At 68.5% G+C, this 25753-nt stretch carries 25 protein-coding genes, 1 tRNA gene and 2 pseudogenes; 25 read left to right on the top strand and 3 right to left on the bottom strand.

Features of this window, described 5'->3' with window-relative positions:
* Nucleotides 1–9 precede the first annotated feature (9 nt).
* From QFZ67_RS12090 to QFZ67_RS12075, 4 genes and pseudogenes are all read left to right on the top strand, one after another.
* A complete protein-coding gene (locus QFZ67_RS12090; RefSeq protein WP_373429991.1) occupies nt 10–216 on the top strand; it encodes a hypothetical protein in 207 nt (68 codons plus the stop codon).
* Nucleotides 213–530, top strand: a complete 318-nt coding sequence (locus QFZ67_RS12085; protein ID WP_307661084.1) for a hypothetical protein — start codon at nt 213–215, stop codon at nt 528–530. Before QFZ67_RS12090 ends, QFZ67_RS12085 begins: the two co-directional genes overlap by 4 nt.
* The gene (locus QFZ67_RS12080) at nt 527–958 is read left to right on the top strand and encodes an ASCH domain-containing protein (RefSeq protein ID WP_307661083.1); all 432 of its coding nucleotides are present in this window, start codon (nt 527–529) and stop codon (nt 956–958) included. Before QFZ67_RS12085 ends, QFZ67_RS12080 begins: the two co-directional genes overlap by 4 nt.
* Nucleotides 933–1943, top strand: a pseudogene (locus QFZ67_RS12075) (replication initiator); the annotation flags it as partial. The gene QFZ67_RS12080 and the pseudogene QFZ67_RS12075, both read left to right, overlap by 26 nt.
* A gap of 26 nt (nt 1944–1969) precedes the next feature.
* Here QFZ67_RS12075 and QFZ67_RS12070 read toward each other — a convergent pair.
* Nucleotides 1970–3216, bottom strand: a protein-coding gene (locus tag QFZ67_RS12070) for an IS3 family transposase (protein WP_307659156.1) whose coding sequence is annotated in 2 segments (ribosomal slippage) — nt 1970–2934 and nt 2934–3216 — 1248 coding nt in all. Because the reading frame shifts where the segments join, the coding sequence is not laid out codon by codon here.
* Nucleotides 3217–3267: 51 nt separating this feature from the next.
* Between QFZ67_RS12070 and QFZ67_RS12065 the strand changes: the two are divergent.
* The 3 genes and pseudogenes from QFZ67_RS12065 to QFZ67_RS12055 form a co-directional block, all read left to right on the top strand.
* A pseudogene (locus QFZ67_RS12065) lies at nt 3268–3645 on the top strand (replication initiator); the annotation flags it as partial.
* A gap of 11 nt (nt 3646–3656) precedes the next feature.
* Nucleotides 3657–3827 (top strand): AlpA family transcriptional regulator, encoded by a 171-nt coding sequence (locus QFZ67_RS12060; RefSeq protein WP_307665817.1) that lies wholly within the window; start codon nt 3657–3659, stop codon nt 3825–3827.
* On the top strand, nt 3824–5197 hold the full coding sequence (locus tag QFZ67_RS12055) for a tyrosine-type recombinase/integrase (protein ID WP_307661082.1): 1374 nt from the start codon (nt 3824–3826) through the stop codon (nt 5195–5197). The genes QFZ67_RS12060 and QFZ67_RS12055 overlap by 4 nt, the downstream gene beginning before the upstream one ends.
* A 99-nt stretch (nt 5198–5296) precedes the next feature.
* Here QFZ67_RS12055 and QFZ67_RS12050 read toward each other — a convergent pair whose 3' ends face one another.
* Both QFZ67_RS12050 and QFZ67_RS12045 read right to left on the bottom strand, forming a co-directional pair.
* Complete coding sequence (locus QFZ67_RS12050) at nt 5297–5767, bottom strand: GNAT family N-acetyltransferase (protein ID WP_251017293.1); 471 nt, start codon at nt 5765–5767, stop codon at nt 5297–5299.
* Between the two features lie 376 nt (nt 5768–6143).
* Nucleotides 6144–6215, bottom strand: a tRNA-Arg gene (locus QFZ67_RS12045).
* Nucleotides 6216–6388: 173 nt separating this feature from the next.
* On the opposite strand from QFZ67_RS12045, the gene QFZ67_RS12040 reads away from it, so the two are divergent.
* From QFZ67_RS12040 to QFZ67_RS11955, 18 genes are all read left to right on the top strand, one after another.
* Nucleotides 6389–6871 carry a response regulator gene (locus QFZ67_RS12040; protein WP_373429990.1) on the top strand — a complete coding sequence of 161 codons (483 nt, stop codon included), beginning with the start codon at nt 6389–6391 and terminating at the stop codon, nt 6869–6871.
* A 55-nt stretch (nt 6872–6926) separates the two neighbouring features.
* On the top strand, nt 6927–7910 hold the full coding sequence (gene nrtL, locus QFZ67_RS12035) for an ArgS-related anticodon-binding protein NrtL (RefSeq protein ID WP_307661080.1): 984 nt from the start codon (nt 6927–6929) through the stop codon (nt 7908–7910).
* A gap of 7 nt (nt 7911–7917) precedes the next feature.
* Nucleotides 7918–9309: a diaminopimelate decarboxylase gene (gene lysA, locus QFZ67_RS12030; RefSeq protein WP_307661079.1), complete on the top strand. Its 1392-nt coding sequence runs from the start codon at nt 7918–7920 to the stop codon at nt 9307–9309.
* Between the two features lie 108 nt (nt 9310–9417).
* Nucleotides 9418–10707: a homoserine dehydrogenase gene (locus QFZ67_RS12025; RefSeq protein ID WP_307665816.1), complete on the top strand. Its 1290-nt coding sequence runs from the start codon at nt 9418–9420 to the stop codon at nt 10705–10707.
* Between the two features lie 7 nt (nt 10708–10714).
* The gene (gene thrC / locus QFZ67_RS12020) at nt 10715–11785 is read left to right on the top strand and encodes a threonine synthase (protein WP_307661078.1); all 1071 of its coding nucleotides are present in this window, start codon (nt 10715–10717) and stop codon (nt 11783–11785) included.
* A 270-nt stretch (nt 11786–12055) separates the two neighbouring features.
* Nucleotides 12056–12973 (top strand): homoserine kinase, encoded by a 918-nt coding sequence (thrB, locus tag QFZ67_RS12015; RefSeq protein ID WP_307661077.1) that lies wholly within the window; start codon nt 12056–12058, stop codon nt 12971–12973.
* A gap of 383 nt (nt 12974–13356) precedes the next feature.
* Nucleotides 13357–15402 carry a transcription termination factor Rho gene (gene rho, locus QFZ67_RS12010; protein ID WP_307661076.1) on the top strand — a complete coding sequence of 682 codons (2046 nt, stop codon included), beginning with the start codon at nt 13357–13359 and terminating at the stop codon, nt 15400–15402.
* Nucleotides 15403–15691: 289 nt separating this feature from the next.
* Entirely contained in the window at nt 15692–16798 is a 1107-nt protein-coding gene (locus tag QFZ67_RS12005) for an LCP family protein (RefSeq protein ID WP_307661075.1), read from the top strand.
* A 148-nt stretch (nt 16799–16946) separates the two neighbouring features.
* Entirely contained in the window at nt 16947–17171 is a 225-nt protein-coding gene (rpmE, locus tag QFZ67_RS12000) for a 50S ribosomal protein L31 (RefSeq protein WP_307661074.1), read from the top strand.
* Nucleotides 17172–17278: 107 nt separating this feature from the next.
* Nucleotides 17279–18358 (top strand): peptide chain release factor 1, encoded by a 1080-nt coding sequence (gene prfA / locus QFZ67_RS11995; RefSeq protein ID WP_307661073.1) that lies wholly within the window; start codon nt 17279–17281, stop codon nt 18356–18358.
* 54 nt (nt 18359–18412) lie between these two features.
* Nucleotides 18413–19258, top strand: coding sequence for a peptide chain release factor N(5)-glutamine methyltransferase (gene prmC / locus QFZ67_RS11990; protein ID WP_307661072.1), 846 nt, complete (start codon nt 18413–18415; stop codon nt 19256–19258).
* A gap of 40 nt (nt 19259–19298) precedes the next feature.
* On the top strand, nt 19299–19946 hold the full coding sequence (locus QFZ67_RS11985) for an L-threonylcarbamoyladenylate synthase (RefSeq protein ID WP_307661071.1): 648 nt from the start codon (nt 19299–19301) through the stop codon (nt 19944–19946).
* Nucleotides 19943–20617, top strand: a complete 675-nt coding sequence (locus QFZ67_RS11980) for a protein-tyrosine-phosphatase (RefSeq protein WP_373429989.1) — start codon at nt 19943–19945, stop codon at nt 20615–20617. Before QFZ67_RS11985 ends, QFZ67_RS11980 begins: the two co-directional genes overlap by 4 nt.
* Nucleotides 20618–20992: 375 nt before the next feature.
* The gene (glyA, locus tag QFZ67_RS11975; RefSeq protein WP_307661070.1) at nt 20993–22258 is read left to right on the top strand and encodes a serine hydroxymethyltransferase; all 1266 of its coding nucleotides are present in this window, start codon (nt 20993–20995) and stop codon (nt 22256–22258) included.
* A gap of 106 nt (nt 22259–22364) precedes the next feature.
* A complete protein-coding gene (locus QFZ67_RS11970; protein ID WP_307661069.1) occupies nt 22365–23696 on the top strand; it encodes an MraY family glycosyltransferase in 1332 nt (443 codons plus the stop codon).
* Between the two features lie 263 nt (nt 23697–23959).
* Nucleotides 23960–24397 carry a hypothetical protein gene (locus tag QFZ67_RS11965; RefSeq protein ID WP_307661068.1) on the top strand — a complete coding sequence of 146 codons (438 nt, stop codon included), beginning with the start codon at nt 23960–23962 and terminating at the stop codon, nt 24395–24397.
* Between the two features lie 210 nt (nt 24398–24607).
* Complete coding sequence (gene atpB, locus QFZ67_RS11960) at nt 24608–25447, top strand: F0F1 ATP synthase subunit A (RefSeq protein WP_307665814.1); 840 nt, start codon at nt 24608–24610, stop codon at nt 25445–25447.
* 73 nt (nt 25448–25520) lie between these two features.
* Nucleotides 25521–25745 (top strand): F0F1 ATP synthase subunit C, encoded by a 225-nt coding sequence (locus QFZ67_RS11955; RefSeq protein WP_307661067.1) that lies wholly within the window; start codon nt 25521–25523, stop codon nt 25743–25745.
* Nucleotides 25746–25753: the final 8 nt, after the last annotated feature.

Raw genomic sequence — 25753 nt, 5'->3', positions numbered from 1 at the left:
GGAACTCCCATGATGCCCGACCGCGCTCTTCGCGCTGCCCGGATCTGCCCCGACTGCGACGGCTTCCCCGTCGTCGCCGTCACCACCGGCACCCGCAACCAGGACGGCACCCGCACCACCCTGCCCGTCGCCTGCCCGGCCTGCCACGGCACCGGCACCGCCCCCCACTGGCTCGTCACCACCCGCCGCCCGCTGCAGAGGCAGGTGTCGGCATGAACGAGATCGAAAGGGAAGCCCTCGGCGCTCAAGAGGTGTTGCTCGCAACGCTGGCCCGCTTCGCCCAGACGCACCCCGACCTGCCCGGCGGCTACATCACCACGAGCAGCATCACGCCCACCAAGGCACACGTTCTGCTCGACACCGCCAGCGACCTGGAAGCGTGGCGCGAAGCCCTCCACATCGACACCAACGACGTCACCCTCAGCGCGCTGAACCAGCGCACCAAGCTGGAGTTCACCACGCAACTGGGCCAGTCGACGGTCGGTATCTACGCGGTGTTCTCGCTCGCCACCGAGGCGGTGAGCGCATGAACACTCCCGCCCCCGCTTTTGAGGTCCTGGCGCTGACCGTGTGGCAGCCCTGGGCAAGCGCCATCGCCCACGGAACCAAGCGGATCGAGAACCGCACCTGGCCCACCGAGCACCGAGGTCTGCTGCTCATCCACGCCGGACGCACCACCGACCCGAACGCGAAGGACGCCCCGCTGGCACGCCCGTTCCTGCGCCGCCCCTTCCCTCGAGGCGCTGTGGTCGCCGTCGCCCGCCTGGACAACTGCCACGAAGACGACGGCTGGTGCACGCTCTGGTCCGCCCGCGGTAGTTGGCACTGGCGACTGTCCACCGTCGTCCCGCTCGCCGAGCCCCTGATGTGGCCCGGTGCCCGTGGCCTGTGGACCCCGCCCCCCGGTCTGCTCGCCTCCCCGCTCCTGACGGATGCGCTGGGGGCTGCCCGTGGCTGACACGCTCGATCCGACCACCCTGGGCGACCTGCTCAGGGTGGCTTCGGCCCCCGACTTCGACCGCTGGCAAGACCAGATCAAGAGGACCGGCGGCTGCGCACAACCCATCCACCTCACCGGCTGGAGCCTAACCCGCGACAAGGCTTCGGGCCAGGTCCTGCACACGTACTCGACGCAGGATGAGCCCGGTGGCCGGCTGCGCATCGCCTGCGGCAACCGCCGCGCCTCCCGCTGCCAGCCCTGCGCCTATCTCTACGCGGGCGACGCCTACCGCCTGGTGCGAGCGGGCCTGTCTGGCGACGACGCCATGAACATCCCCACCGGCGTCCGTGAGCGGCCCCGCGTCTTCGCCACCCTGACCGCCCCGTCCTTTGGCCGCGCGCACAACATTCCCGACACCGGCCGCTGCCGCTGCGGCGTGCGCCACCGTGAGGACGATCCCGCGCTCGGCACTCCGCTTGACCCGGCGACGTACGACTACGCGGGCGCAGTGCTGTTCAACAACCACGCAGGAGAGCTGTGGCATCGGTTCATCAACCGACTCCGCCGCGAACTCGCCGCCGCCGCAGGACTCACACAGAAAGCCTTCAAAGAAGCTGCCCGGCTGTCATTCAACAAGGTCGCGGAGTTCCAAAAGCGCGATGCCATCCACTTCCACGCCGTGATCCGCATCGACGGACCCGACGGCCCCGGCACCCTGCCACCGCGGTGGGCCACGCTCGACCTGCTCACCCAAGCGATCCGCGCAGCCAGGAAGCACCCCTACACCACGGTTACCGTGCCCGTTGTCGACGGGCAGCCCGCGCTCACGCTGTGCTGGGGCAAGAAACTCGACGTCCGGCCCATCACGGCGTTCGACAGCGACGACATCACCGAGCAGAAGGTGGCCGCCTACGTTGCCAAGTACGCCACCAAAGCAGCGGAGACCACCGGCGCTCTTGACCGCCGCATCGGCGAACTCGCCGAACTCGACCAACACCACGTTGAACCGTTCCGGGTTTGATCGAGACTCTATGGCGTGACTGTGACCTGGTGTTTTGTGGCTGTCAGGTAGTGGTGGGCTTCGTATTCGGCGGGTGGGACGTGGCCGATCTCACCGTGAAGTCGGCGGTGGTTGTACCAGTCGATCCATTCGGCGGTGGCCAACTCGACCTCGGACAGCGTCTTCCAGGGCCGCTGAGGCTTGATCAACTCGGTCTTGAAAAGACCGATCGTGGACTCCATCAGGGCATTGTCGTAGGCGTCGCCGACTGATCCGATGGACGCCGCTATGCCCTCGCCTTGGAGATGGGTGGCCAGCTTGAACGAGGTGTACTGACTGCCCGCGTCGCTGTGATGGATCAGCTGCCCGGGTTGGTGCGGACTGCCTTCCCGATCGCGCTGCCATAGGCCCATCTCCAGTGCGGCCAGGACCAGTTCGGTGTGTTTGGTCGTGGCCGCCGACCAGCCGACGATGCGGCGGGAGAAGGTGTCCACGACGAACGCGATGTAGACGACCCCGGCCCAGGTGGCGATGTGGGTGAAGTCCGCGACCCAGCAGCGGTTCGGCGCCTGGGCGACGAAGTCCCGGTCGACCAGGTCGGGGGCCCGGCCGGCGGCCGGGTCGGTGACCGTAGTGATGACCTTCTTGCCGCGGACGGCGCCGGCGAGGCCGAGCTCGCGCATCAGGCGCTCGACGGTGCACCGGGCCACCGCATGACCTTGTCGGTTCAGCTCGCGCCAGATCTTCCGGGCCCCGTAGACGCGGTAGTTGGCGTCGAACACCTGCTGGATCAGTGCCTTCAGTTCCGCGTCCCGGGTCGCCCGAAGCGACGGAGGCCGGGCCTTGGCTGCGTAGTAGGTGGAGGGGGAGATACCGACACCGTGCTCGTTGAGAACGGTGCAGATCGGCTCGACGCCGCCGAAGCGGTCCCGGTTCTCGTCGACGAAGGTCACGAGCGCAGATGTGGCCGGTCGAGCTCGGCCGCGAAGAAAGCCGAAGCGGCCTTGAGGATCTCATTCGCCCGCTTGAGCTCGGCGACTTCCTTCTTCAACGCTTTGACCTGGGCAGACTCATCGGTCGTGACGCCAGGCCGGGCCCCGTTGTCGATCTGGTCCTGGCGGACCCACTTGCGCAAAGTCTCGGTCGTCCCGATCCCCAGCTTGGCGGCGACCGCCTTCATCGCGGACCACTCGGTGTCGTACTCCGGCCGCACCTCGGCGACCATGCGGACCGCGCGCTTGCGCAGCTCAAGGGGGTAAGGGGAAGGACGTGCCATGACTCGATCCTCTCAAACGATCGAGTCCCTACCGAACCCGGAACGGTTCACGTACCCGACCACGCCCGACGGCTCATCCGCGCCTGCTGGGACCTTGATCCGCTCTACCCGGACCGCAAGCTCTGGGCCTGGGCACACATGCTCGGCTTCCGCGGCCACTTCCTGACCAAGTCCCGCCGCTACTCCTCGACCTTTGCCGAACGGCGTCAGGTCCGCGCCGACTACCGCGCCACCGAGCAACGCCAAGCCCTCGGCCTGCCCGAACCCGAGACCACGCTCGTGCTCGCCGACTGGCGATACGCCGGCCACGGCCACACCCCCGGCGAATCCGCCCTCGCCGCATCCATCGCCGAAGACATCCGACTCAACCGAGAAACCGCACGCGAAGCCATGCAAGACCAACGCACGCCGGAAGGAGCGATGACGTGAAAGACGAGCTGATGACCGTTCCACAGATCCTGGCCGAACTCGGTGACGTATCTCGACGGACCTTCTACCGGTGGCGCGAGCTCGGGCAGGGGCCGGCTGCTTTCAAGCTGCCCAACGGGGAACTTCGAGTTTGGCGGAGCGATTTTCGGACCTGGCTGCGGCAGTTGGAGGCTGCGGCGTGAAGTCTCTCGACGTGAAAGTCTGGAGCGTCCGTAAGCGAGACACCAAGACACCCTCGTACGGTGTCCGCTGGTCTGTGGCGGGCAATGTCTTCTCGGAGTCCTTTCGCACCAAGGCACTTGCCGACCATTACCGCACGAAGCTAATGCGTGCGATGCGCGACGGCGAGGAGTTCGACACAGAGTCGGGCTACCCGGCGTCGATGGAAGAGAAGAAGTCGGCCGTGTCGTGGTACGCCTTCGCTCTCAAGTACCTCGCCATGAAGTGGCCCCATGCCGCCCCCAATACGCGAGACGGCATCAACGAATCCCTCACCAGCGTGACGCTGGAACTCCTCGACGAGCGTGCCGGGCGGCCGTACGACGAGGCAATCCGCAAAGCACTGCGCAACTGGGCCTTCGTGCTACCGGGGCCTGACGATCGGGCAGTGCCGGACGACGTGCGGAACGTTCTTCACTGGGTATCCAAGGCGTCCCGACCGCTCGCCGATCTCGCTGAGCCCGCCATGGCTCGCGCGGTCCTCGACTCACTGAAACTCAAGCTCGACGGCACGGCAGCAGCGGCAGAGACCGTGAGGCGTAAGCGCCGGACGCTCGTCAACGCCGCGAATTACGCCGTCGACCTGGGGGAGCTGCGCGAGAACCCCATCACGGCTGTCCGCTGGCAGAAGCCGAAGGTGTCCAACCAGGTTGACCTCCGGGTTGTCGCCAACCCGGAGCAGGCGCGCAATCTCCTGGCGGCCGTTTCCTACGTGGGCGGTTACCGGCGTGCCCGTGGTCGTCGCCTTGTGGGTCTGTTTGCCGCCATGTACTTCGGTGGTCTTCGGCCGGCGGAAGGGGTCGGCCTCGTCGAGACGGACCTGAACCTTCCCGAACAAGGCTGGGGCTCGGCGCTGCTCCACCGGACCCGTCCGTCGGTCGGCAAGCAGTGGACCGACTCGGGGGAGACCCACGACGACCGCGGGCTGAAGAACCGTCCGACCGAGGACGTCAGGCGGGTGCCTATCCCGCCACACCTTGTCGCCGTGCTCCGCGAGCACCTGGTCACCTTCGGCACGGCGGACGACGGGCGGCTGTTCTTCAGCGAGAAGGGCTCGGTCGTCCCGTCCTCGACCTACTACCGCGTGTGGCAGGAGGCCCGGCTCCTCGCGCTTCCGCCTGCCGTCGCGGCCTCGCCGCTTGCGGGTCGGCCGTACGACCTCCGGCACTCGGCGTTGTCGACGTGGCTGAACGCGGGCGTCGACCCTACTGAGGTCGCCGAGCGTGCCGGCAACAGCGTTGAGGTCCTGCTGACGCGCTACGCGAAGTGCCTCGACGGACGGCAGGAGATCGCCAACCGCAAGATCGAAGAGTTGTTGCGCGAATACGAGTGATCACGCACGTAGGCCGTTAGCCCCCAGCCACAGGCCGGGGGCTTCGTCGTCTCTCGGCCGTGTGCCATCGGTTGTTTGTCCGCGGCTTCCCGTATGAGCTCACCGAGCGGGGAAGGTGAGCCGCAGAACGATCTCGCCGTCGTCGATCTCCCCGGTGGGCTCGAACCCGAACTTCTGGTAGAAGGGCCACGGTTCGCCGTCGCCGGGCTCGTAGCTGGTCAGCAGCTCGGTGGCGCCGTCCGCGCGAACCAGGGCGGCGATCTGCGTGAGCGCCTCTCGGCCGATCCCTCGCCTCTGGTACCGCTTGTCGATGAGGAGGCGCCAGAGGAAGTGCCGCCCTTTGAAAGGACCAGCCGGCGGTTTCCACGACAGCATCACGAAGCCGACTGGCTCGTCGCCACGGTACAGGGCGCGGTACCAGGGGTTGGCCTCCGGCGTCTTCGCCGCCTTCTTGAGCGACTTGGACACGGAGGCGACGAACTGCTTCTGGTCACGTCGGACGCGGAGGGCACGAACGGCATCCCGGTTGTCGTCGGTGATCTCCCGTAGGTGCACGCCTGGGGACCTCATGCCACACCCCTTCAGGCATCCGGCAGCTGCGCCATCCGGGCCGACGTGAAGAGCCGCCACCGGGCCGCATTCCCTTGTGTACGCGTTATCCAGGACGCCAGGCTGGACGTCTTCGCAGCGTATTCGACACAGACGATCTAGAGCGGCACTGGCACGCCAGCCTGTGACCGCATCCGAGGCAGCTCCTGGTGAAGGGCAACTCGGCTTGACGTGGCGATGCTCGGCTGACCTGGGCAGATGCTCGAAGATCCCGTCCACGCCTCGTCCACGGACCCCGACATACGGCCGCTCCGAGCCGCATACAGCTGCACATACGCCAAGACCCCGTCCTCAGCGAAAGCGCTGATGGCGGGGTCTTTGGGCACCTCATACAGGGTGCCCCCGGCAGGATTCGAACCTGCGCACACGGCTCCGGAGGCCGTTGCTCTATCCCCTGAGCTACGGGGGCGTACGCCCCGCTACTGCGTGGCGACGGGTAGAACCCTACCAGCTCCCACACGGTCCCCGTGAACAGGTATTTCCGCCTCCCAAGCCCTACCTCGAGCGCCTCCCCAAGCCCCCGCCCCGCGCCCCGCCCCGCGCCCGCCAACGGCCAGCTCAGGTCGCCCGCACAGGGTGGAAGTGGGCAAAACCCGGACGCAGCCCTGCCCGCCGACCTACTCTCGAGTTGTGTCAGGCGCATCCGGCCGAGTGCTCGTTGTCGACGACAACCGGGTCATCCGGCAGTTGATCAGGGTCAACCTCGAGCTGGAGGGCTTCGAGGTCGTGACCGCGGCCGATGGTGCCGAGTGCCTGGAGGTCGTGCATCGGGTCTGTCCCGATGTCGTCACCCTCGATGTCGTGATGCCCCGCCTCGACGGGCTCCGGACCGCCGCGCTGCTGCGGGACGATCCGCGGACCAGGCATCTGCCGGTCGCGATCATCAGTGCCTGTACGCAGTACGAGGTGGAGACCGGCCTCGGCGCCGGTGTGGACGCCTTTCTCGCCAAACCCTTCGAGCCGGCCGAGCTGGTCCGGCTCGTACGGCAGTTGATGCACCGGGAGGGCCCGCCGTCCGTCGACGGCATGCATGGTGCCGGGCGGGCGGAAAGCGCACGGGGCTGACCGCATCGCGAAACCGGTTCGCGAAGGGCCCCCCTCCCTCCCATACGCTTGTCCCGTGACTCCCGCTGAGCTCTCCCGTACCGTGCTGCACGCTGTGTGCCGCGCGGTGGAGGACGGTGTGCTGCGCGCGCCCGTGCCCGAGAGCGTCAGCGTCGAGCGGCCGCGGCCCGGGGGGTCCGGGGACTACGCCACCAATGTCGCCCTCCGCCTGGCGGGGCCCGCGGGCCAGCAGCCACGCGCCGTCGCCGAAGTCCTGCGGCCCCGTATCGCCCAGGCCCCCGGGATTGCCGGGATCGAGATCACCGGGCCGGGCTTCCTCAACATCACCCTGGATGACGGCGCGCAGCAAGATCTCGTACGGCGGGTGCTGGAGCAGGGGTCCCGATACGGGTATGGGGACTCAGCCGCCGGCGTCTCCGTCCGCTTCCACGCCGTCGACGAGCTCCGTGCCCGCATCTGGGCCGAGACCGTCCACCAGCTCCTTGGCTCTCAGGGGGCCGACGTCACGCACGGTGCCCGCGAAGCCCTGCATGTCGTCCCCGCCCCCGGCCCGGACCTCTTCGAGAGGCTCGGCCCCGACGCCGCCCGCTGGGCCCTCCTCCGGCCCGCCGCCCATGACCACCCCTCCGCCGGGGACGAACTCCTCGTACAGCACGAGAGCAATCCCCTCTTCCGGGTCCGGTACGCCTACTCCCGCACCCGCGCCCTCACCCGCAACGCCGAGCAGCTCGGCTTCGACAGCGCCTCCCGGACGCACGTCGACGCCCCCGCCCTCACTACCGCCATAGGCGACTACCCCGCCGTCCTCGCCTCCGCGGCCCGCCTTCGCGCGCCCGACCGGCTCGCCCGGCATCTGGAAAGCACCGCCGACGCCCTTCTCGCCTTCCAGCACACCGTGCTTCCGCTCGGCGAGCTGCCCGTTGGCGACGAGAAACCCATGGCCGCCCACCGTTCCCGGCTCGCGCTCGCCGAAGCCGCCGGGGTGGTGCTCGCCGGTGGCCTGTCCCTGCTCGGCATCACCGCCCCTGACTACCTGTGAGAGAAGAATGAGCCGTTCCGCACACCCCGCCGGGCCCCGCCACGCAGACGTCCTGCCCGAAGGGCACTACAGCGCCCCGCCCACCGACCTCAACGTCCTCGACGAGAAGGTCTGGGCGAGGACCGTCGCCAGAAACGACGACGGCGCCGTCACCGTCGGCGGGATCGAAGTGACGCGGCTCGCCGAGGAGTTCGGCACCCCCGCCTACTTCCTCGACGAGGCCGACTTCCGCGCCCGCTGCCGCGCCTGGGCCGACGCCTTCGGCAAGGACGCCGACGTGTTCTATGCCGGGAAGGCGTTCCTCTCGCGGGCAGTGGTGAAGTGGCTCTACGAAGAAGGGCTCAACCTCGACGTCTGCTCCGGCGGCGAGCTCACCACCGCCCTTGACGCCGGCATGCCCGCCGACCGCATCGCCTTCCACGGCAACAACAAGTCCGAGGAAGAGATCGAACGAGCCGTGAGCGTCGGCGTCGGGCGCATCGTCCTCGACTCCTTCCAGGAGATCGTCCGCGTCGCGCACACCGCCCAGCGCCTGGGCAAGCGCCAGCGTGTCCAGATCCGCGTGACGGTGGGAGTGGAAGCGCACACCCATGAATTCATCGCCACCGCCCACGAAGATCAGAAGTTCGGGATTCCGCTCGCGGGCGGGCAGGCCGCCGAAGCCGTACGACGCACCCTCAGGCTCGACGGGGTCGAGCTCATCGGCATCCACTCCCACATCGGTTCGCAGATCTTCGACACTTCCGGCTTCGAGGTCGCCGCCCATCGCGTCGTCCGTCTTCTCGCCGAGATCCGGGACGAGCACGGGATCGAGCTGCCTGAGATCGACCTCGGTGGCGGTCTCGGTATCGCGTACACCTCCGACGACGACCCGCGTGAGCCGCACGACATCGCCAAGGCTCTCAACGAGATCGTCACCCGCGAGTGCGAGGCCGCGAAGCTGCGTACGCCCCGGATCTCCGTCGAGCCCGGCCGCGCGATCGTCGGGCCCACGGCCTTCACCCTGTACGAGGTCGGCACCATCAAGCCGCTCGACGGCCTGCGCACATACGTCAGCGTCGACGGCGGTATGTCGGACAACATCCGTACCGCGCTGTACGACGCCGAGTACAGCGTCGCCCTCGTGTCGAGGACGTCCGACGCCGCGCCGATGCTCGCCCGCGTCGTCGGCAAGCACTGCGAGAGCGGCGACATCGTGGTCAAGGACGCGTTCCTGCCCGCCGACCTCGCGCCCGGCGATTTGATCGCCGTGCCCGCCACCGGCGCGTACTGCCGCTCCATGGCGAGCAATTACAACCACGCACTCCGCCCGCCCGTCGTCGCGGTCAAGGACGGCGAGGCGCGCGTGATCGTCCGGCGTGAGACGGAGGAAGATCTCCTGCGTCTCGATGTCGGCTGATGAAATAGACGTCTCGTAATCTGGACAAGGGATAGAAACTTCCGTCCGGTGCGTGAGACTGGGTCGCACTCAAGCTGTGAAGCTGAAGCAAGGAAACGAGGTCGGATGATGCGTACGCGTCCGCTGAAGGTGGCGCTGCTGGGCTGTGGAGTGGTCGGCTCAGAGGTGGCGCGCATCATGACGACGCACGCCGAAGACCTCGCCGCACGTATCGGCGCCCCGGTGGAGCTCGCCGGGGTCGCCGTCCGCCGGCCCTCCAAGGTGCGGGAGGGCATCGACCCCGCGCTCATCACCACCGACGCGACAGCCCTCGTCAAACGCGGTGACATCGACGTCGTCATCGAGGTGATCGGCGGCATCGAGCCTGCCCGCACCCTCATCACCTCCGCCTTCGAGCACGGCGCGTCCGTCGTCTCCGCCAACAAGGCGCTGCTCGCCGAGGACGGCGCGACCCTCTACGCCGCCGCCGAGGAGCATGAGAAGGATCTCTACTTCGAGGCAGCGGTCGCCGGCGCGATTCCGCTGATCAGGCCGCTGCGCGAGTCGCTCGCCGGTGACAAGGTCAACCGGGTGCTGGGAATCGTCAATGGGACGACGAACTTCATCCTGGACAAGATGGACAGCTCCGGTGCGGGCTACTCCGAGGCGCTCGACGAGGCCACCGCCCTCGGATACGCCGAGGCCGACCCGACCGCCGACGTCGAGGGCTTCGACGCCGCCGCCAAGGCCGCCATCCTCGCCGGGATCGCCTTCCACACCCGCGTACGCCTCGACGACGTCTACCGCGAGGGCCTGACCGACGTCAGCGCCGCCGACATCGCCTCCGCCAAGCGCATGGGCTGCACCGTCAAGCTCCTCGCCATCTGCGAGCGCGCGGCCGACGGGAAGTCCGTCACCGCCCGCGTCCACCCGGCGATGATTCCGCTCAGTCACCCGCTCGCCTCCGTCCGCGAGGCGTACAACGCCGTCTTCGTCGAGGCCGAGGCCGCCGGGCAGCTGATGTTCTACGGTCCGGGCGCGGGCGGTTCGCCCACCGCGTCCGCGGTCCTCGGCGATCTCGTCGCCGTATGCCGCAACAAGCTCGCCGAGGCCACCGGGCCCGGCGAGTCCGCGTACACCCAGCTGCCCGTGAGCCCCATGGGCGACGTGGTGACGCGGTACCACATCAGCCTCGACGTGGCCGACAAGCCGGGCGTGCTCGCCCAGGTCGCGACGGTCTTCGCCGAGCACGGCGTATCGATCGATACGGTTCGCCAGCAGGGCAAGGACGGCGAGGCATCCCTCGTCGTCGTCACCCACCGCGCGTCCGACGCCGCCCTCTCCGGGACCGTCGAGGCGCTGCGCAAGCTCGACACCGTGCGCGGTGTCGCCAGCATCATGCGTGTTGAAGGGGAGTAAGGGACCCATGACGACCAACGGCACCCACCAGTGGCGCGGCATCATCGAGGAGTACCGGGACCGTCTCCCGGTGACGGACACGACGCCGGTCGTCACGCTGCGCGAGGGTGGCACGCCGCTCGTCCCGGCGCAGGTCCTCTCCGAGCGCACGGGCTGCGAGGTGCACCTCAAGGTCGAGGGCGCCAACCCCACCGGATCCTTCAAGGACCGTGGCATGACCATGGCCATCACCAAGGCCAAGGAGGAGGGCGCGAAGGCGGTCATCTGCGCCTCCACCGGCAACACGTCCGCCTCGGCCGCCGCCTATGCCGTACGGGCCGGAATGGTCTGCGCGGTCCTGGTCCCCCAGGGCAAGATCGCCCTCGGCAAGATGGGGCAGGCGCTGGTGTACGGCTCGCGCATCCTCCAGGTCGACGGGAACTTCGACGACTGCCTGAACCTCGCCCGCCGGCTCTCGGAGAACTACCCGGTGGCACTGGTCAATTCGGTCAATCCGTTCCGCATCGACGGGCAGAAGACCGCCGCGTTCGAAATCGTCGACGCGCTCGGCGACGCCCCCGACATCCATGTGCTGCCCGTCGGCAACGCCGGCAACATCACGGCGTACTGGAAGGGGTACAAGGAGTACGCCGCAGACAAGATGTCGACGCAGGCTCCCCGGATGTGGGGCTTCCAGGCCTCCGGCTCGGCCCCGATCGTCCGCGGCGAGGTCGTCAAGGACCCCTCCACCATCGCCACCGCGATCCGGATCGGCAACCCGGCCTCCTGGCAGTACGCCCTCGCCGCGCGCGACGAGTCGGGCGGTCTCATCGACGAGGTGACGGACCGTGAGATTCTGCGCGCGTACCGGCTGTTGGCCTCGCAGGAGGGCGTCTTCGTGGAGCCCGCGTCGGCAGCGTCCGTCGCGGGTCTGCTGAAGGCCGCAGAGGCCGGCAAGGTCGACCCGGGCCAGCGGATCGTCTGCACGGTCACCGGCAACGGACTGAAGGACCCGGACTGGGCGGTCGCCGGAGCGCCGCAGCCGGTCACCGTGCCGGTGGACGCCGCCGCGGCCGCCCAGCACCTCGGTCTGGCGTAACCTCGCCGCTTCTGCTTTCCCCGGGTTCCGGGGGGCCCGCCCCGGGGAAAGCAAGGCAAGCCGGACAACGGCGTACGTAGGGGCACAGGAGGCTTCCGACACGCATCGTGCGCCTACCGTGCGCCCTATGTCGCCACTGAACCTTCCTTCGATAAGCTGTACCGAACCCGCCCCGCCGCATATGCCGCGGTGTTGTTGCCATTACGGCCCACGGGTGTTCGTACCTCTCGAAAAAATCTCGCAGTCAGAACCAAGGAGAGTCATCGAGCGATGGCCGGTCCAGCGTTCCGCGCCGCCGCCGTCCGGGTGCGCGTCCCCGCCACCAGCGCCAATCTCGGCCCGGGCTTCGACGCCCTCGGGCTGTCCCTGGGGCTGTACGACGACGTCGTCGTCAGGGTCGCGGACTCCGGTCTGCACATCGACATCGCGGGCGAGGGCGCCACGACGCTGCCCCGCGATGAGAGCCATCTGCTCGTACGTTCCCTGCGTACGGCATTCGACCTGCTCGGAGGGCAGCCGCGCGGCCTCGAAGTGGTCTGCGCCAACCGCATCCCGCACGGGCGGGGCCTGGGATCGTCGTCCGCGGCCATCTGCGCCGGCATCGTCGCCGCCCGCGCCGTGACCATAGGGGGCGACGCCAAGCTCGACGACGCGGCGCTGCTGGAGCTCGCCACCGAGATCGAGGGGCACCCCGACAATGTCGCCGCCTGTCTGCTGGGCGGCTTCACGCTTGCCTGGACCGACGGGGGAGCGGCGCGCGCCATCAGGATGGACCCTGTCGATTCCGTCGTTCCGGTGGTTTTCGTGCCCGGTAAGCCGGTGCTCACCGAGACGGCACGCGGACTGCTTCCGCGCACCGTCCCCCATGTGGACGCCGCGGCCAACGCTGGCCGGGCCGCCCTGCTCGTCGAGGCGCTGACCAGGCGTCCTGAGCTGCTGCTGCCGGCCACCGAGGACCGGCTCCACCAGGAGTACCGCGCCCCGGCGATGCCGGAGAGCGTGGCCCTGGTCAACCGACTGCGCGCCGACGGCGTCGCCGCAGTCATCTCCGGCGCGGGCCCCACGGTGCTCGCGCTGACCGAGGACGGTGTGGCCGACAAGGTCGCACGACTGGCGGGCGAGGGATGGGCGGCCAACCGGCTCACCTTCGACGCCGCGGGAGCGAGTGTTCTGCCGCTCGCCCCGTAGTGACACGAGATTGCCGGTGATGGAGAGGGGGAATGTTTGTTGGAGCCGGTAGTGTTAACCTCAAGTCTGCAGCCGACGTCTTTGTGGCGCAGTGCTTCGTGTCCCCATTCGGGACCAACATTCTTCCGGGAGCCTCCCCAACTGCCTGAGCAGCCTGCCTGAGCAGTTTCGAGCACGCTCCGGAACCGGCACGACCACCCCTCGCTTTTCCAGGAGTGGGCCGAGCAGGGGGACCTCGGGCCGGGCCTTGCATGTTTATCTCTCCGCCGTTAATTCCCGGCGGGACCACCGCCCCGGCACGGTCCACAACCAGGACCGACGTCGGACAGCACAACCGGTCGCCGAGCCAGAAGGCCGACGTCCGCTCCAGGGAAGGACCCTTCGTGAGCGACACCACCGATCTGATGGGCGTGAGCGCCGACAGCAGTGTCGACACCTCCGCGCCCGCCGCAGGTGCTGCCTCTGGCACCACCTCACGGCGCCGCCGCTCCGGCACCGGCCTCGAGGGCATGGTCCTGGCCGAGCTGCAGCAGGTCGCGTCCGGCCTCGGGATCAGGGGCACCGCGCGGATGCGCAAGAGCCAGCTGATCGAGGTCATCAAGGAGGCGCAGGCCGGAGGCTCCGCCGCTCCGGCCAAGAGTGCCGAGGCGGGCACCGGCAGCGCCGAGACCAAGCCGAAGCGGCGCGCCACCTCCAAGGCGCGTACGGGCGACGATGCAGCCGTCGCGGAGAAGGCCGACAAGGCCGACAAGGCCGAGAAGGCCGTGGCCCAGCAGCAGATCGACATTCCCGGCCAGCCGGCCAGCGACGACCAGCCGGCCGGTGAGCGCCGCCGTCGTCGGGCCACCGCGCAGGCGGGCAGCCCGGACGCCAAGACCGACGTCAAGGCCGAGGGTGCCGTCGACGTGAAGACGGAGGCGCAGCCGGAGGCCGAGGCCGCCACCGCCGTGTCCCAGGACGGCGCCGAGGGCCGTCGCGACCGCCAGGAGCGGGGCCAGCGCGGAGAGCGCGGCGACCGTGGTGAGCGCGGCGGCGAGCGCGGCGAACGCCGTGACCGTCAGCGTGACCGCCGCGGCGGCAAGGGCGACGAGCAGCAGGGCGGCCAGCGCCAGCAGCGTCAGGGCGGCCAGCAGGGCCAGCAGGGCCCGCAGGGCGCCGGTCCGCAGGACGACTTCGACGACGAGGCGGGCGGCCGTCGTGGCCGTCGTGGCCGCTACCGCGACCGTCGTGGCCGTCGTGGCCGCGACGACTTCGCCACCGGCGAGCCGCAGGTCTCCGAGGACGACGTCCTGATCCCCGTCGCGGGCATCCTGGACATCCTCGACAACTACGCCTTCATTCGTACGTCCGGCTACCTGCCGGGTCCGAACGACGTGTACGTCTCGCTCGCCCAGGTCCGCAAGAACGGTCTGCGCAAGGGTGACCACGTCACCGGCGCTGTGCGCCAGCCGAAGGAGGGCGAGCGCCGCGAGAAGTTCAACGCGCTGGTCCGCCTCGACTCGGCGAACGGCATGGCGGCCGAATCCGGCCGCGGGCGCCCGGAGTTCCAGAAGCTGACCCCGCTGTACCCGCAGGACCGGCTGCGCCTCGAGACCGACCCGGGCGTCCTGACGACCCGGATCGTCGACCTCGTCGCGCCGATCGGAAAGGGCCAGCGAGGCCTGATCGTGGCCCCGCCGAAGACCGGCAAGACCATGATCCTGCAGGCGATCGCCAACGCGATCACCGTCAACAGCCCCGAGTGCCACCTGATGGTCGTCCTGGTCGACGAGCGTCCGGAAGAGGTCACCGACATGCAGCGGTCGGTGAAGGGCGAGGTCATCTCCTCGACCTTCGACCGCCCGGCCGAGGACCACACCACCGTCGCCGAGCTGGCCATCGAGCGCGCCAAGCGTCTCGTCGAGCTGGGTCACGACGTGGTCGTCCTGCTGGACTCGATCACCCGCCTGGGCCGTGCGTACAACCTGGCGGCGCCGGCCTCCGGCCGCATCCTGTCCGGTGGTGTCGACTCGACCGCGCTCTATCCGCCGAAGCGCTTCTTCGGTGCGGCGCGCAACATCGAGGACGGCGGCTCGCTGACCATCCTGGCCACCGCGCTGGTCGAGACCGGCTCGCGCATGGACGAGGTGATCTTCGAGGAGTTCAAGGGCACCGGCAACATGGAGCTCAAGCTCGACCGCAAGCTCTCCGACAAGCGCATCTTCCCGGCGGTGGACGTGGACGCGTCCAGCACCCGTAAGGAAGAGATCCTGCTCGGCAGCGACGAGCTCGCCGTCGTCTGGAAGCTGCGCCGGGTGCTGCACGCGCTCGACCAGCAGCAGGCCATCGAGCTGCTGCTGGACAAGATGAAGCAGACGAAGTCGAACGCAGAGTTCCTGCTGCAGATCCAGAAGACGACCCCGTCCGCCGGAGGCAACGGCAACGACTGAGGTTCACCGAGGCCGCGGCCGGGAGACCTTCGCCACAGCCGTCAGGCGTGACGCAGCTCCCGCGCCCGGACTCACCGACCGCCGAACTCGCAGGTGAGAACGGCCAGTCGGGCCCCACAAGCAGTACGTCGCGCCCACCGTGCACCGCACGGTGGGCGCGACGCGTTCTTAAGGAGTTCTCAGGCTGCTGTGCAACCCTTCATGCTCCCTCGCCGTCTGGACAAGTGCGACAGACCGCGCCTGATCAAGACGGCAGGGGGTAGCGGGAACAGCGAGAGCCGAGGAGACCATGGCCGACCAGAGCAGCAGCGGCAGCCGAATACGCCGCCGCGGCAAACGCCGTAAAGCGCCCACCAAGAGCCGCAGAGCCATGACCGTGGCCGGATGGTCCCTCGCAGGGCTGGTGCTGATCGGTGGATCCGGTCTCGGTTACGCCTACTTCAAGCTCAACGGCAACCTCCAGGGCGTCGACATCAACGCCGCACTCGGCGACGACCGCCCCCAGAACGTCGACAACGGCTCCATGGACATTCTGGTCCTGGGCTCCGACTCCCGCTCCGGCGCCAACGGCGAATACGGCGTGGACGAAGGTGTTGCGCGCTCCGACACCGCGATGGTCGTGCACGTCTACGAGGGCCACAAGAAGGCCAGCGTCGTCTCCATCCCGCGTGACACCCTCGTCGACCGCCCCCAGTGCGCGGACGGGGAGGGCAAGACCGTCTCCGGCGAGAAGCGCGCCATGTTCAACACGGCGTACGAGGTCGGTGGCCCCGCCTGCGCGGTGAAGACCATCGAAAAGATGTCCGGCATCCGCATGGACCACTACATAGAGGTCGACTTCACCGGCTTCAAGAAGCTCATCGACGAGCTGGGCGGCGTGGAGATCACCACCACCAAGCCCATCAACGACAGCAAGAGCCATCTGGACCTGCCGCCCGGCACGCACACCCTCGACGGGGAGCAGTCGCTCGGTCTCGTACGCACCCGCAAGAGCGTCGGCGATGGCAGCGACCTGGGCCGAATACAGCTCCAGCAGGCCTTCATGAAGGCCTTCATCAACCAGGTCAAGGACGTCGGCGTCTTCACCAACCCGAAGAAGCTCCTCGACATCGCCGACACCGCGACCAAGGCGATCAAGCCCGACTCCGAGCTCGACACCGTCAACGAGCTGATGAGCTTTGCCAGGGGGCTGAGCGGCCTCGGTGCGCAGGACGTGCACATGATCACGATGCCGGTGGAGTACGACCCGGCGGACCCCAACCGCGTGGTCCCGCTCAAGGCCGCGTCGCAGCAGGTCTGGACGGCGCTGGCGCAGGACAAACCGATCCCCGCATCCGCCGTCAAGGACTCCGCGGGCGACAAGGGCGACGCAGGCACGGTCGTCCGGAGCCGGTAGGGCGCCCCGCCCCTGCGGGGAATAGATCCGGCGGTACCCCGGTTTTGGGAGTTACGGCCGGTCCTGGCAGACTGGTACGTCGGCCCCGGTTCACGTACGAGCAATCCGCACGTACGACCCGGTGCCCTCCCGAAACTAGGAGACACCCTTGAAGCGCGACATCCACCCCGAGTACGTCGAGACGCAGGTCAGCTGCACCTGTGGCGCGTCGTTCACCACCCGTAGCACCATCGCGTCCGGCACCGTCCGGGCCGAGGTCTGCTCCGAGTGCCACCCGTTCTACACGGGCAAGCAGAAGATCCTCGACACCGGTGGCCGTGTGGCCCGCTTCGAGGCCCGCTTCGGCAAGGCTGCCGGCTCCGCCAAGAAGTAGCGAGCCACTGCGCCGGCCCTCGGCCGCCCCTGACCGGGGGTGGCCGAGGCCGGCGCTTTGTCCGTTCTGAGCAGCCCCATTTCGCGTACCAAACCCAGGAGCCCCCGATGTTCGAGGCGGTCGAGGAACTGATCGGCGAACACGCCGATCTCGAGAAGAAGCTCGCCGACCCTTCGGTCCACGCGGACCAGGCGAACGCGCGCAAGCTGGGCAAGCGCTACGCCGAGCTGACCCCGATCGTCGGCACGTACCGCTCCTGGAAGCAGACCGGGGACGACATCCAGACCGCGCGTGAACTCGCCGTCGACGACCCGGACTTCGCCGCCGAGGTCAAGGAGCTCGAGAAGCAGCGCGAGGAGCTCACCGAGAAGCTGCGGCTGCTGCTCGTACCGCGCGACCCCAGCGACGACAAGGACGTCATCCTCGAGGTCAAGGCGGGCGCGGGCGGCGACGAGTCGGCCCTGTTCGCCGGTGATCTGCTGCGGATGTATCTGCGCTACGCCGAGCGCGTCGGCTGGAAGACCGAGATCATCGACGCCACCGAGTCCGAGCTCGGCGGCTACAAGGATGTCCAGGTCGCGGTGAAGACCAAGGGCGGCAACGGCGCGACCGAGCCCGGGCAGGGCGTCTGGGCGCGGATGAAGTACGAGGGCGGAGTGCACCGCGTGCAGCGCGTGCCCGCCACCGAGTCCCAGGGCCGCATCCACACCTCGGCGGCCGGCGTGCTGGTCACGCCCGAGGCGGAGGAGATCGACGTCGAGATCCACGCCAACGATCTGCGGATCGACGTCTACCGCTCGTCGGGTCCCGGCGGCCAGTCCGTCAACACCACCGACTCCGCGGTGCGCATCACGCACCTGCCGACCGGCATCGTCGCCTCCTGCCAGAACGAGAAGAGCCAGCTCCAGAACAAGGAGCAGGCGATGCGTATCCTGCGCTCCAGGCTGCTTGCCGCGGCCCAGGAGGAGGCCGAGAAGGAAGCCGCGAGTGCCCGGCGCAGCCAGGTCCGCACAGTTGACCGCTCGGAGAAGATCCGTACGTACAACTTCCCGGAAAACCGCATCTCGGACCACCGTGTCGGCTTCAAGGCGTACAACTTGGACCAGGTGCTCGACGGTGATCTGGACGCGGTAATCCAGGCCTGTGTCGACGCCGACTCCGCCGCCAAGCTCGCCGACGCCCAGTAACAACCCCCAGTAACAACCCCCTGCATCAACCCCCTGCAGTCCCGGAGGACCAAGGTGAACCTGCTGCTTGCCGAGGTGGCCCAGGCCACCCAGCGGCTGGCCGACGCCGGCGTGCCCTCACCGCGCTTCGACGCGGAGGAGCTCGCCGCGTTCGTGCACGGCGTCAAGCGGGGAGAGCTGCACAACGTCCCGGACGGCGACTTCGACGCCCGCTACTGGGAGGCGGTCGCCCGCCGCGAGGCCCGCGAACCGCTCCAGCACATCACCGGGCGCGCTTTCTTCCGCTTTCTGGAGCTGCAGGTCGGGCCCGGCGTATTCGTGCCCCGCCCGGAGACCGAGTCGGTCGTCGGCTGGGCCATAGACGCCGTACGGGCCATGGACGTCGTCGAGCCGCTCATCGTCGATCTGTGTACGGGGTCCGGGGCCATCGCGCTCGCCATGGCGCAGGAGGTGCCGCGCTCGCGGGTGCACGGCGTGGAGCTCTCCGAGGACGCGCTGAGGTGGACCCGTAAGAACGCCGAGGGCTCGCGCGTCACCATTCACCAGGGCGACGCCCTGTCCGCGCTTCCCGAGCTGGACGGGCAGGTCGACCTGGTCATCTCGAATCCGCCGTACATCCCGCTCACGGAGTGGGAGTATGTCGCCCCCGAGGCTCGCGACCACGACCCGGACATGGCTCTGTTCTCCGGCGAGGACGGCCTGGACACGATTCGCGGCATCGAGCGCACCGCCCACCGGCTGCTGCGGCCCGGCGGCCTCGTCGTCGTCGAGCACGCCGACACGCAGGGCGGCCAAGTGCCGTGGATCTTCAGCGAAGAGGCGGGCTGGGCGGACGCGGCCGACCACCCCGACCTGAACAAGCGGCCGCGCTTCGCGACCGCGCGCAAGGCAACGCCATGACCAAGCTTGTGTACGTGTCCATGTACGAGGAGGCCCGCTGATGGCTCGGCGATACGACTGCAACGACGCGACGGATCGCACCACCGGTCTGCGTGAAGCCGCATCGGCCGTCCGCCGCGGCGAGCTGGTCGTGCTGCCCACCGACACCGTGTACGGGATCGGTGCGGACGCCTTCGGTTCCGAGGCCGTCGCCGACCTGCTGGAAGCCAAGGGGCGCGGCCGCAACATGCCCACGCCTGTCCTCATCGGATCCCCGAACACCCTGCACGGCCTGGTCACCGACTTCTCCGAGCAGGCCTGGGAGCTTGTCGACGCCTTCTGGCCGGGTGCGCTGACGCTGGTCGCCAAGCACCAGCCGTCACTGCAGTGGGACCTGGGCGACACCCGGGGCACCGTCGCGATCCGGATGCCGCTGCACCCGGTCGCGATCGAACTGCTCACCGAGGTCGGCCCGATGGCGGTCTCCAGCGCCAACCTCACCGGGCACCCGGCGCCCGAGGACTGCGACGCCGCGCAGGAGATGCTCGGCGACTCGGTCTCGGTCTACCTGGACGGCGGCCCGACCCCGGGCAACGTGCCGTCCTCGATCGTCGACGTCACGGGCAAGGTCCCGGTGCTGCTGCGCGAGGGAGCGCTCTCACCGGACGAGCTGCGCAAAGTCGTACCCGACCTCGAGGTGGCCAATTGACCGCCCCTGAGGGGCGTGGCATAGCGGAATCCTGGGGGTCCCCCCGGACGGAGTCTGGAGGGAGCACCTCCACCTTCCGCATCCTCCACGTCAGCACCGGCAACGTCTGCCGCTCGCCGATCACCGAGCGGCTGACCCGCCATGCCCTGAGCGACCGCCTCGGCGATGGGCTCACGGGCGGCCTGATTGTGGAGAGCGCGGGCACCTGGGGCCACGAGGGCGCCCCGATGGAGGCCAATGCCGAGATCGTCCTGGCCGACTTCGGCGCGGACGCGACGGGTTTCGTGGGCCGTGAGCTGCTCGACGAGCATGTGATCCGCGCGGACCTGGTCCTCACGGCGACCCGTGACCACCGGGCGCAGGTGATCTCTATGGGCCATTCGGCGGGCCTGCGCACCTTCACGCTCAAGGAGTTCACCCGGCTGGTGCGGGCCATAGACCCGGCGACGCTGCCCGATCCGCGCGACGAGGGCGTCGTCGAACGCGCCCGCGCGCTGGTGCGCGCGGCGGCGGCGCTGCGGGGGTGGCTGCTTGCGCCGAGCCCGGATGCGGATGAGGTGTACGACCCGTACGGTGCGCCGATCACGTTCTTCCGATCGATCGGGGACGAGATCAACCAGGCGCTGGATCCTGTGGTGACGGCGCTGACGGGGGTCCGGGCCCGCCACTGAGCCGCTGCGGGGGCTTGCCCCCACCCCGCCCCTTCCCGTAACTGGGGCTCCGCCCCGGACCCCGCGCCTCAAGCGCCGGCGGGGCTTGATTTGGGGGCTCCGCCCCAAAGCCCGTGCCTCAAACGCCGGCGAGGCTGAACATTCGGCCCTGACCGGGGCTCCGCCCCGGACCCCGCTCCTCGGTCGCCGGAGGGGCTCCATTGGAGCCCGTGGGGGGGACCGCCAGAAGGGCGTACGGGGGGCTGGGGGCGAAGCCCACAGTTACGGGAAGGGGCGGGGTGGGGAAAGAGAGATCCCCCGGACACCGGGCAGGCCGCCAGACCCCGGCCTACATTGGAGGGGCTGCAACCCCACGCGCGAGGCCCGGAGCCCACCATGCCGGTCAGCACTGCACCTGCCGCCGCCCCCGCGGCCTACGCGGACTTCGACGCCCTGCGTCGCCAGGACCCCGAGATCGCCGAGGTGATCCTGGGGGAGTTGGGACGGCAGAGCGACAGCCTTCAGCTCATCGCCGCCGAGAACTTCACCTCGCCCGCGGTCCTCGCCGCCCTCGGCTCCCCGCTCGCCAACAAGTACGCCGAGGGCTATCCCGGCGCCCGGCACCACGGCGGCTGTGAGCTCGTCGACGCCGCCGAGCGGATCGCCGTCGAGCGCGCCACCGTCCTGTTCGGCGCCGACCACGCCAACGTGCAGTCGCACTCCGGCTCCTCCGCAGTCCTCGCGGCATACGCTGCGCTGCTCAAGCCCGGTGACACCGTGCTCGCCATGGGCCTGACGTACGGCGGTCATCTCACCCACGGCTCGCCCGCCAATTTCTCCGGCCGCTGGTTCGACTTCGTCGGATACGGCGTCGAGGCGGAGTCCGGTCTCATCGACTACGACCAGGTGAGCACCCTCGCCCGGCAGCACCGGCCCAAGGCCATCGTCTGCGGCTCGATCTCCTACCCCCGCCACCCCGACTACGGCACCTTCCGCGAGATCGCGGACGATGTCGGCGCGTATCTCATCGCGGATGCCGCCCACCCGATGGGCCTGATCGCCGGCGGCGCGGCCCCCAGTCCCGTCCCGTACGCCGATGTGGTGTGTGCCACCACACACAAGGTTCTGCGCGGGCCGCGCGGCGGGATGATCCTTTGCGGGTCGGAGCTGGCCGAGCGCATCGACCGGGCGGTCTTTCCGTTCACTCAGGGCGGCGCCCAGATGCACACGATCGCCGCCAAGGCCGTCGCCTTCGGTGAGGCGGCGACCCCCGCGTTCACGGCGTACGCCCATCAGGTGGTCGCCAATGCCCGGGTGCTCGCCGACGAGCTCGAGGCGGAAGGCTTCGCGGTGGCGACCGGCGGCACCGACACCCATCTGATCTGCGCGGATCCGGCCCCGCTCGGCGTGGACGGCAGGGCGGCACGCGGCCGTCTCGCCGCCGCCGGACTGGTCCTCGACACCTGCGCCCTGCCGTACGGCGACGGCCGCGGCATCCGTCTCGGCACCGCGGCCATCACCACGCAGGGCATGGGCGAGGCCGAGATGAGACGGATCGCCGCGCTGTTCACGGCGGCGATGCGTGAAGAGGGCGAGGAGGCGCTGAAGGTACGTACGGAAGTACGCGCGCTGGCCGGTAGATTTCCCCCTTATCCGGGGTAGTCGCGAACTCTTGCAACCATCGCCGCCACCCGTATGTCCTCAAGCATGTGGCTACCAGAGCTAGGGTGTGGGGCTGAGATGGCCAGCGATTCCTGTGGGGCAGCCCGTGCGTGATTACCTGCTGACGCTCTGTGTCACGGCTGCGGTGACCTATCTGCTGACCGGTCCGGTGCGGAAGTTCGCCATCGCGACCGGAGCGATGCCGGAGATCCGCGCCCGCGACGTACACCGAGAGCCGACACCGCGACTCGGCGGCATTGCCATGTTCTTCGGGCTGTGCGCTGGACTTCTGGTCGCCGACCATCTGCAGAATCTGAACAGCGTCTTCGAGCTGTCGAACGAACCGCGCGCGCTGCTCTCCGGCGCCGCCCTGATCTGGATCATCGGCGTCCTGGACGACAAGTTCGAGATCGACGCCCTGATCAAGCTAGGCGGCCAGATGATCGCCGCGGGTGTGATGGTGATGCAGGGTCTGACGATCCTGTGGATCCCCGTCCCCGGCGTCGGCACGGTCTCGCTGACCTCCTGGCAGGGCACCCTGCTGACTGTCGCGCTCGTCGTCATCACCATCAACGCGGTGAACTTCGTGGACGGCCTGGACGGCCTGGCCGCCGGCATGGTCTGCATCGCCGCCGCGGCCTTCTTCCTCTACTCGTACCGGATCTGGTTCGGGTACATGATCGAGGCGGCCGCTCCCGCGACTCTTTTCACCGCGATCCTGATGGGTATGTGCCTGGGCTTCCTGCCGCACAACATGCACCCCGCCCGGATCTTCATGGGCGACTCGGGCTCGATGCTGATCGGCCTGGTGCTCGCGGCGGCGGCGATCTCGGTGACCGGCCAGGTGGACCCGGACGCTCTGAAGATCTTCGAGGGCAGCACCCGCCAGGCCACGCACGCGGCGCTGCCGGTCTTCATCCCGCTGCTGCTGCCGCTGACCATCATCGCGATCCCGGTCGCCGACCTGGTGCTCGCCATCGTGCGCCGTACCTGGAACGGACAGTCGCCGTTCGCCGCCGACCGCGGCCATCTCCACCACCGGCTCCTGGAGATCGGACACTCGCACAGCCGCGCGGTCCTGATCATGTACTTCTGGTCGGCGCTGATCGCCTTCGGCGTCGTCGCGTACTCCGTGCATTCGGCGTCGATGTGGATCGTGATGCTCATCGTCGCGCTGAGCGCGGTGGGCCTGGTGCTTCTGCTGCTGCCGCGCTTCACCCCGCGCGCCCCGCGCTGGGCGGAGGCCTTCGTGCCGCCGCGCTACCGGCGCCGCAAGACGCTGCCCCAGACGGTGCCCCCGCTCTCGTACAGCGTGGGGGAGCAGGCCGACGAGGTGCCCGAGGAGCGCACCCCGGTCCCGGCGGGCGTCAACGGGGCGACCGCCATCGGCCCCCGTTCGCGGTTCCCGGACCGAAGGAAGGCCGGGACGCGCGGCTGACGAGTCACCATATGGCCGCCTAATAGCAGACATGGCGGCGGCTTGTCCTGCACACACGCGCGCGGTAACTCTCATGTGTGACGGTTGGCACACTCTCTGGGTAAAGACCTATTCAAATAGTTTGTGATACGGTTCACGAGACCCGGAGACAGCGCCGAAGGACCGTAGTGCGACGGTCCCTTGGCCCCGAGGCACAACTCGGACCGGGATTACGCTCGTCCATGACGACACCACTGCCCCCACCAGCAAGCGGAGCTGCCGCCATGCCGTCCAACGACGTCCGGACTCTCCTTCACACCGTTGTACCCACCACTGCCGCAGGCGTTGTCGCCATTGCGGTCAGCGCGGGGGTCGCCGGTGGCAAGGGAGCGATCGGAGCGGCGGTCGGCACTCTGGTGGTCATCCTGTGCATGGGAACGGGGATGGTCGTGCTCCAGCGGACGGCCAAGTCGCTTCCGCAGCTGTTCCAGGCCATGGGACTGATGCTCTACACGGCTCAGCTGTTGCTGCTCTTCATCTTCGTGGCGGTCTTCAAGGACACCACCCTGTTCAACCCCAAGGCCTTCGCTTTCACGCTGCTCGCGTCGACCCTCGTCTGGGTTGCCGCACAGGCCCGCGCGTACATGAAAGCCAAGATCCTCTACGTGGAACCTGACTCGGCCAAGAGCGAAAAGGCCGAGAAGACGGGGTCGTCGAGGTGAAGGGTAGGGCCGGGATAAATGCCCGTTCGAGATCCTGCTATCGTCCGGTTCCAACTGCGGCACTGCGGGCGCGGGCTTCTGAGCTGACGCCTGCTTATTCGCGAGGCTCTCTGCCTGCCAGCCGCCCCCACATCCGTAACACCAGTCCAGTGCCGAACAGCGGCTGCGTGCCGCGCCGACACAACGAGGTTGCCGTACCTATGCGCCACGCTGAAGGAGCCCGCGGTGAGTGCTGACCCGACTCAGGTGCTCGCTTTCGAGACCGACTGCCACATCTTCGACGGTTGTGGCTTTCCGGGCCCCGGCCTGCACTCGTTCATGTTCGAGCCACTCTGGGGCAACGCCGACGGTAGCGGCTTCTACTTCAACAAGGTGATGCTGCTGGCGCTGCTCGGCACCATCATCATCGTGGGCTTCTTCTGGGCCGCTTTCAACAAGCCGAAGGTCGTACCCGGCAAGCTGCAGATGGTCGCCGAGGCCGGCTACGACTTCGTGCGCCGTGGCATCGTTTACGAGACCCTCGGAAGGAAGGAGGGTGAGAAGTACATCCCCTTGATGGTCTCGATCTTCTTCTTCGTCTGGATGATGAACCTCTGGTCGATCATTCCGATCGCCCAGTTCCCGGTCACGTCGATCATCGCCTACCCGGCCGCACTTGCTGCGATCGTCTACGTCATCTGGATGAGCGTCACCTTCAAGCGCCACGGTTTCGTCGGCGGCCTCAAGAACATCACCGGCTACGACAAGTCGCTCGGCGCGATCTTGCCGCTGGTCATGCTCATCGAGGTCTTCTCGAATGTCCTGCTCCGGCCGTTCACCCACGCCGTCCGACTCTTCGCGAACATGTTCGCCGGTCACACCCTGCTGCTGCTGTTCACCATCGCCAGCTGGTACCTGCTGAACGGCATCGGCATTGCCTACGCGGGTGTGTCGTTCGTGATGGTCGTCGTGATGACCGGCTTCGAGCTCTTCATCCAGGCTGTCCAGGCGTACGTCTTCGTCCTCCTGGCCTGCACTTTCATCCAGGGCGCGGTCGCCGAGCACCACTGAGCGCCCCACCCGTAGCTGCAATTCGTCCGGTGGCCAACCCCCATCGGTCCGTGAAAGAGAAGGAAGAACTGGCATGTCCCAGACCCTTGCTGCCGTCGAAGGTTCCCTCAGCTCGGTCGGTTACGGCCTGGCCGCAATCGGCCCCGGCGTCGGCGTCGGCATCATCTTCGGTAACGGCACGCAGGCCCTGGCCCGTCAGCCCGAGGCTGCCGGTCTGATCCGCGCCAACCAGATCCTCGGCTTCGCCTTCTGTGAAGCGCTCGCCCTCATCGGCATGGTCATGCCGTTCGTCTACTAGGACGAACA

The organism is Streptomyces sp. V1I1 (genome assembly GCF_030817355.1).
Classification (GTDB): Bacteria; Actinomycetota; Actinomycetes; order Streptomycetales; family Streptomycetaceae; genus Streptomyces.
Note: the sequence above shows the minus strand (reverse complement) of the source record. Positions and strands in the feature narration are given on the sequence as shown.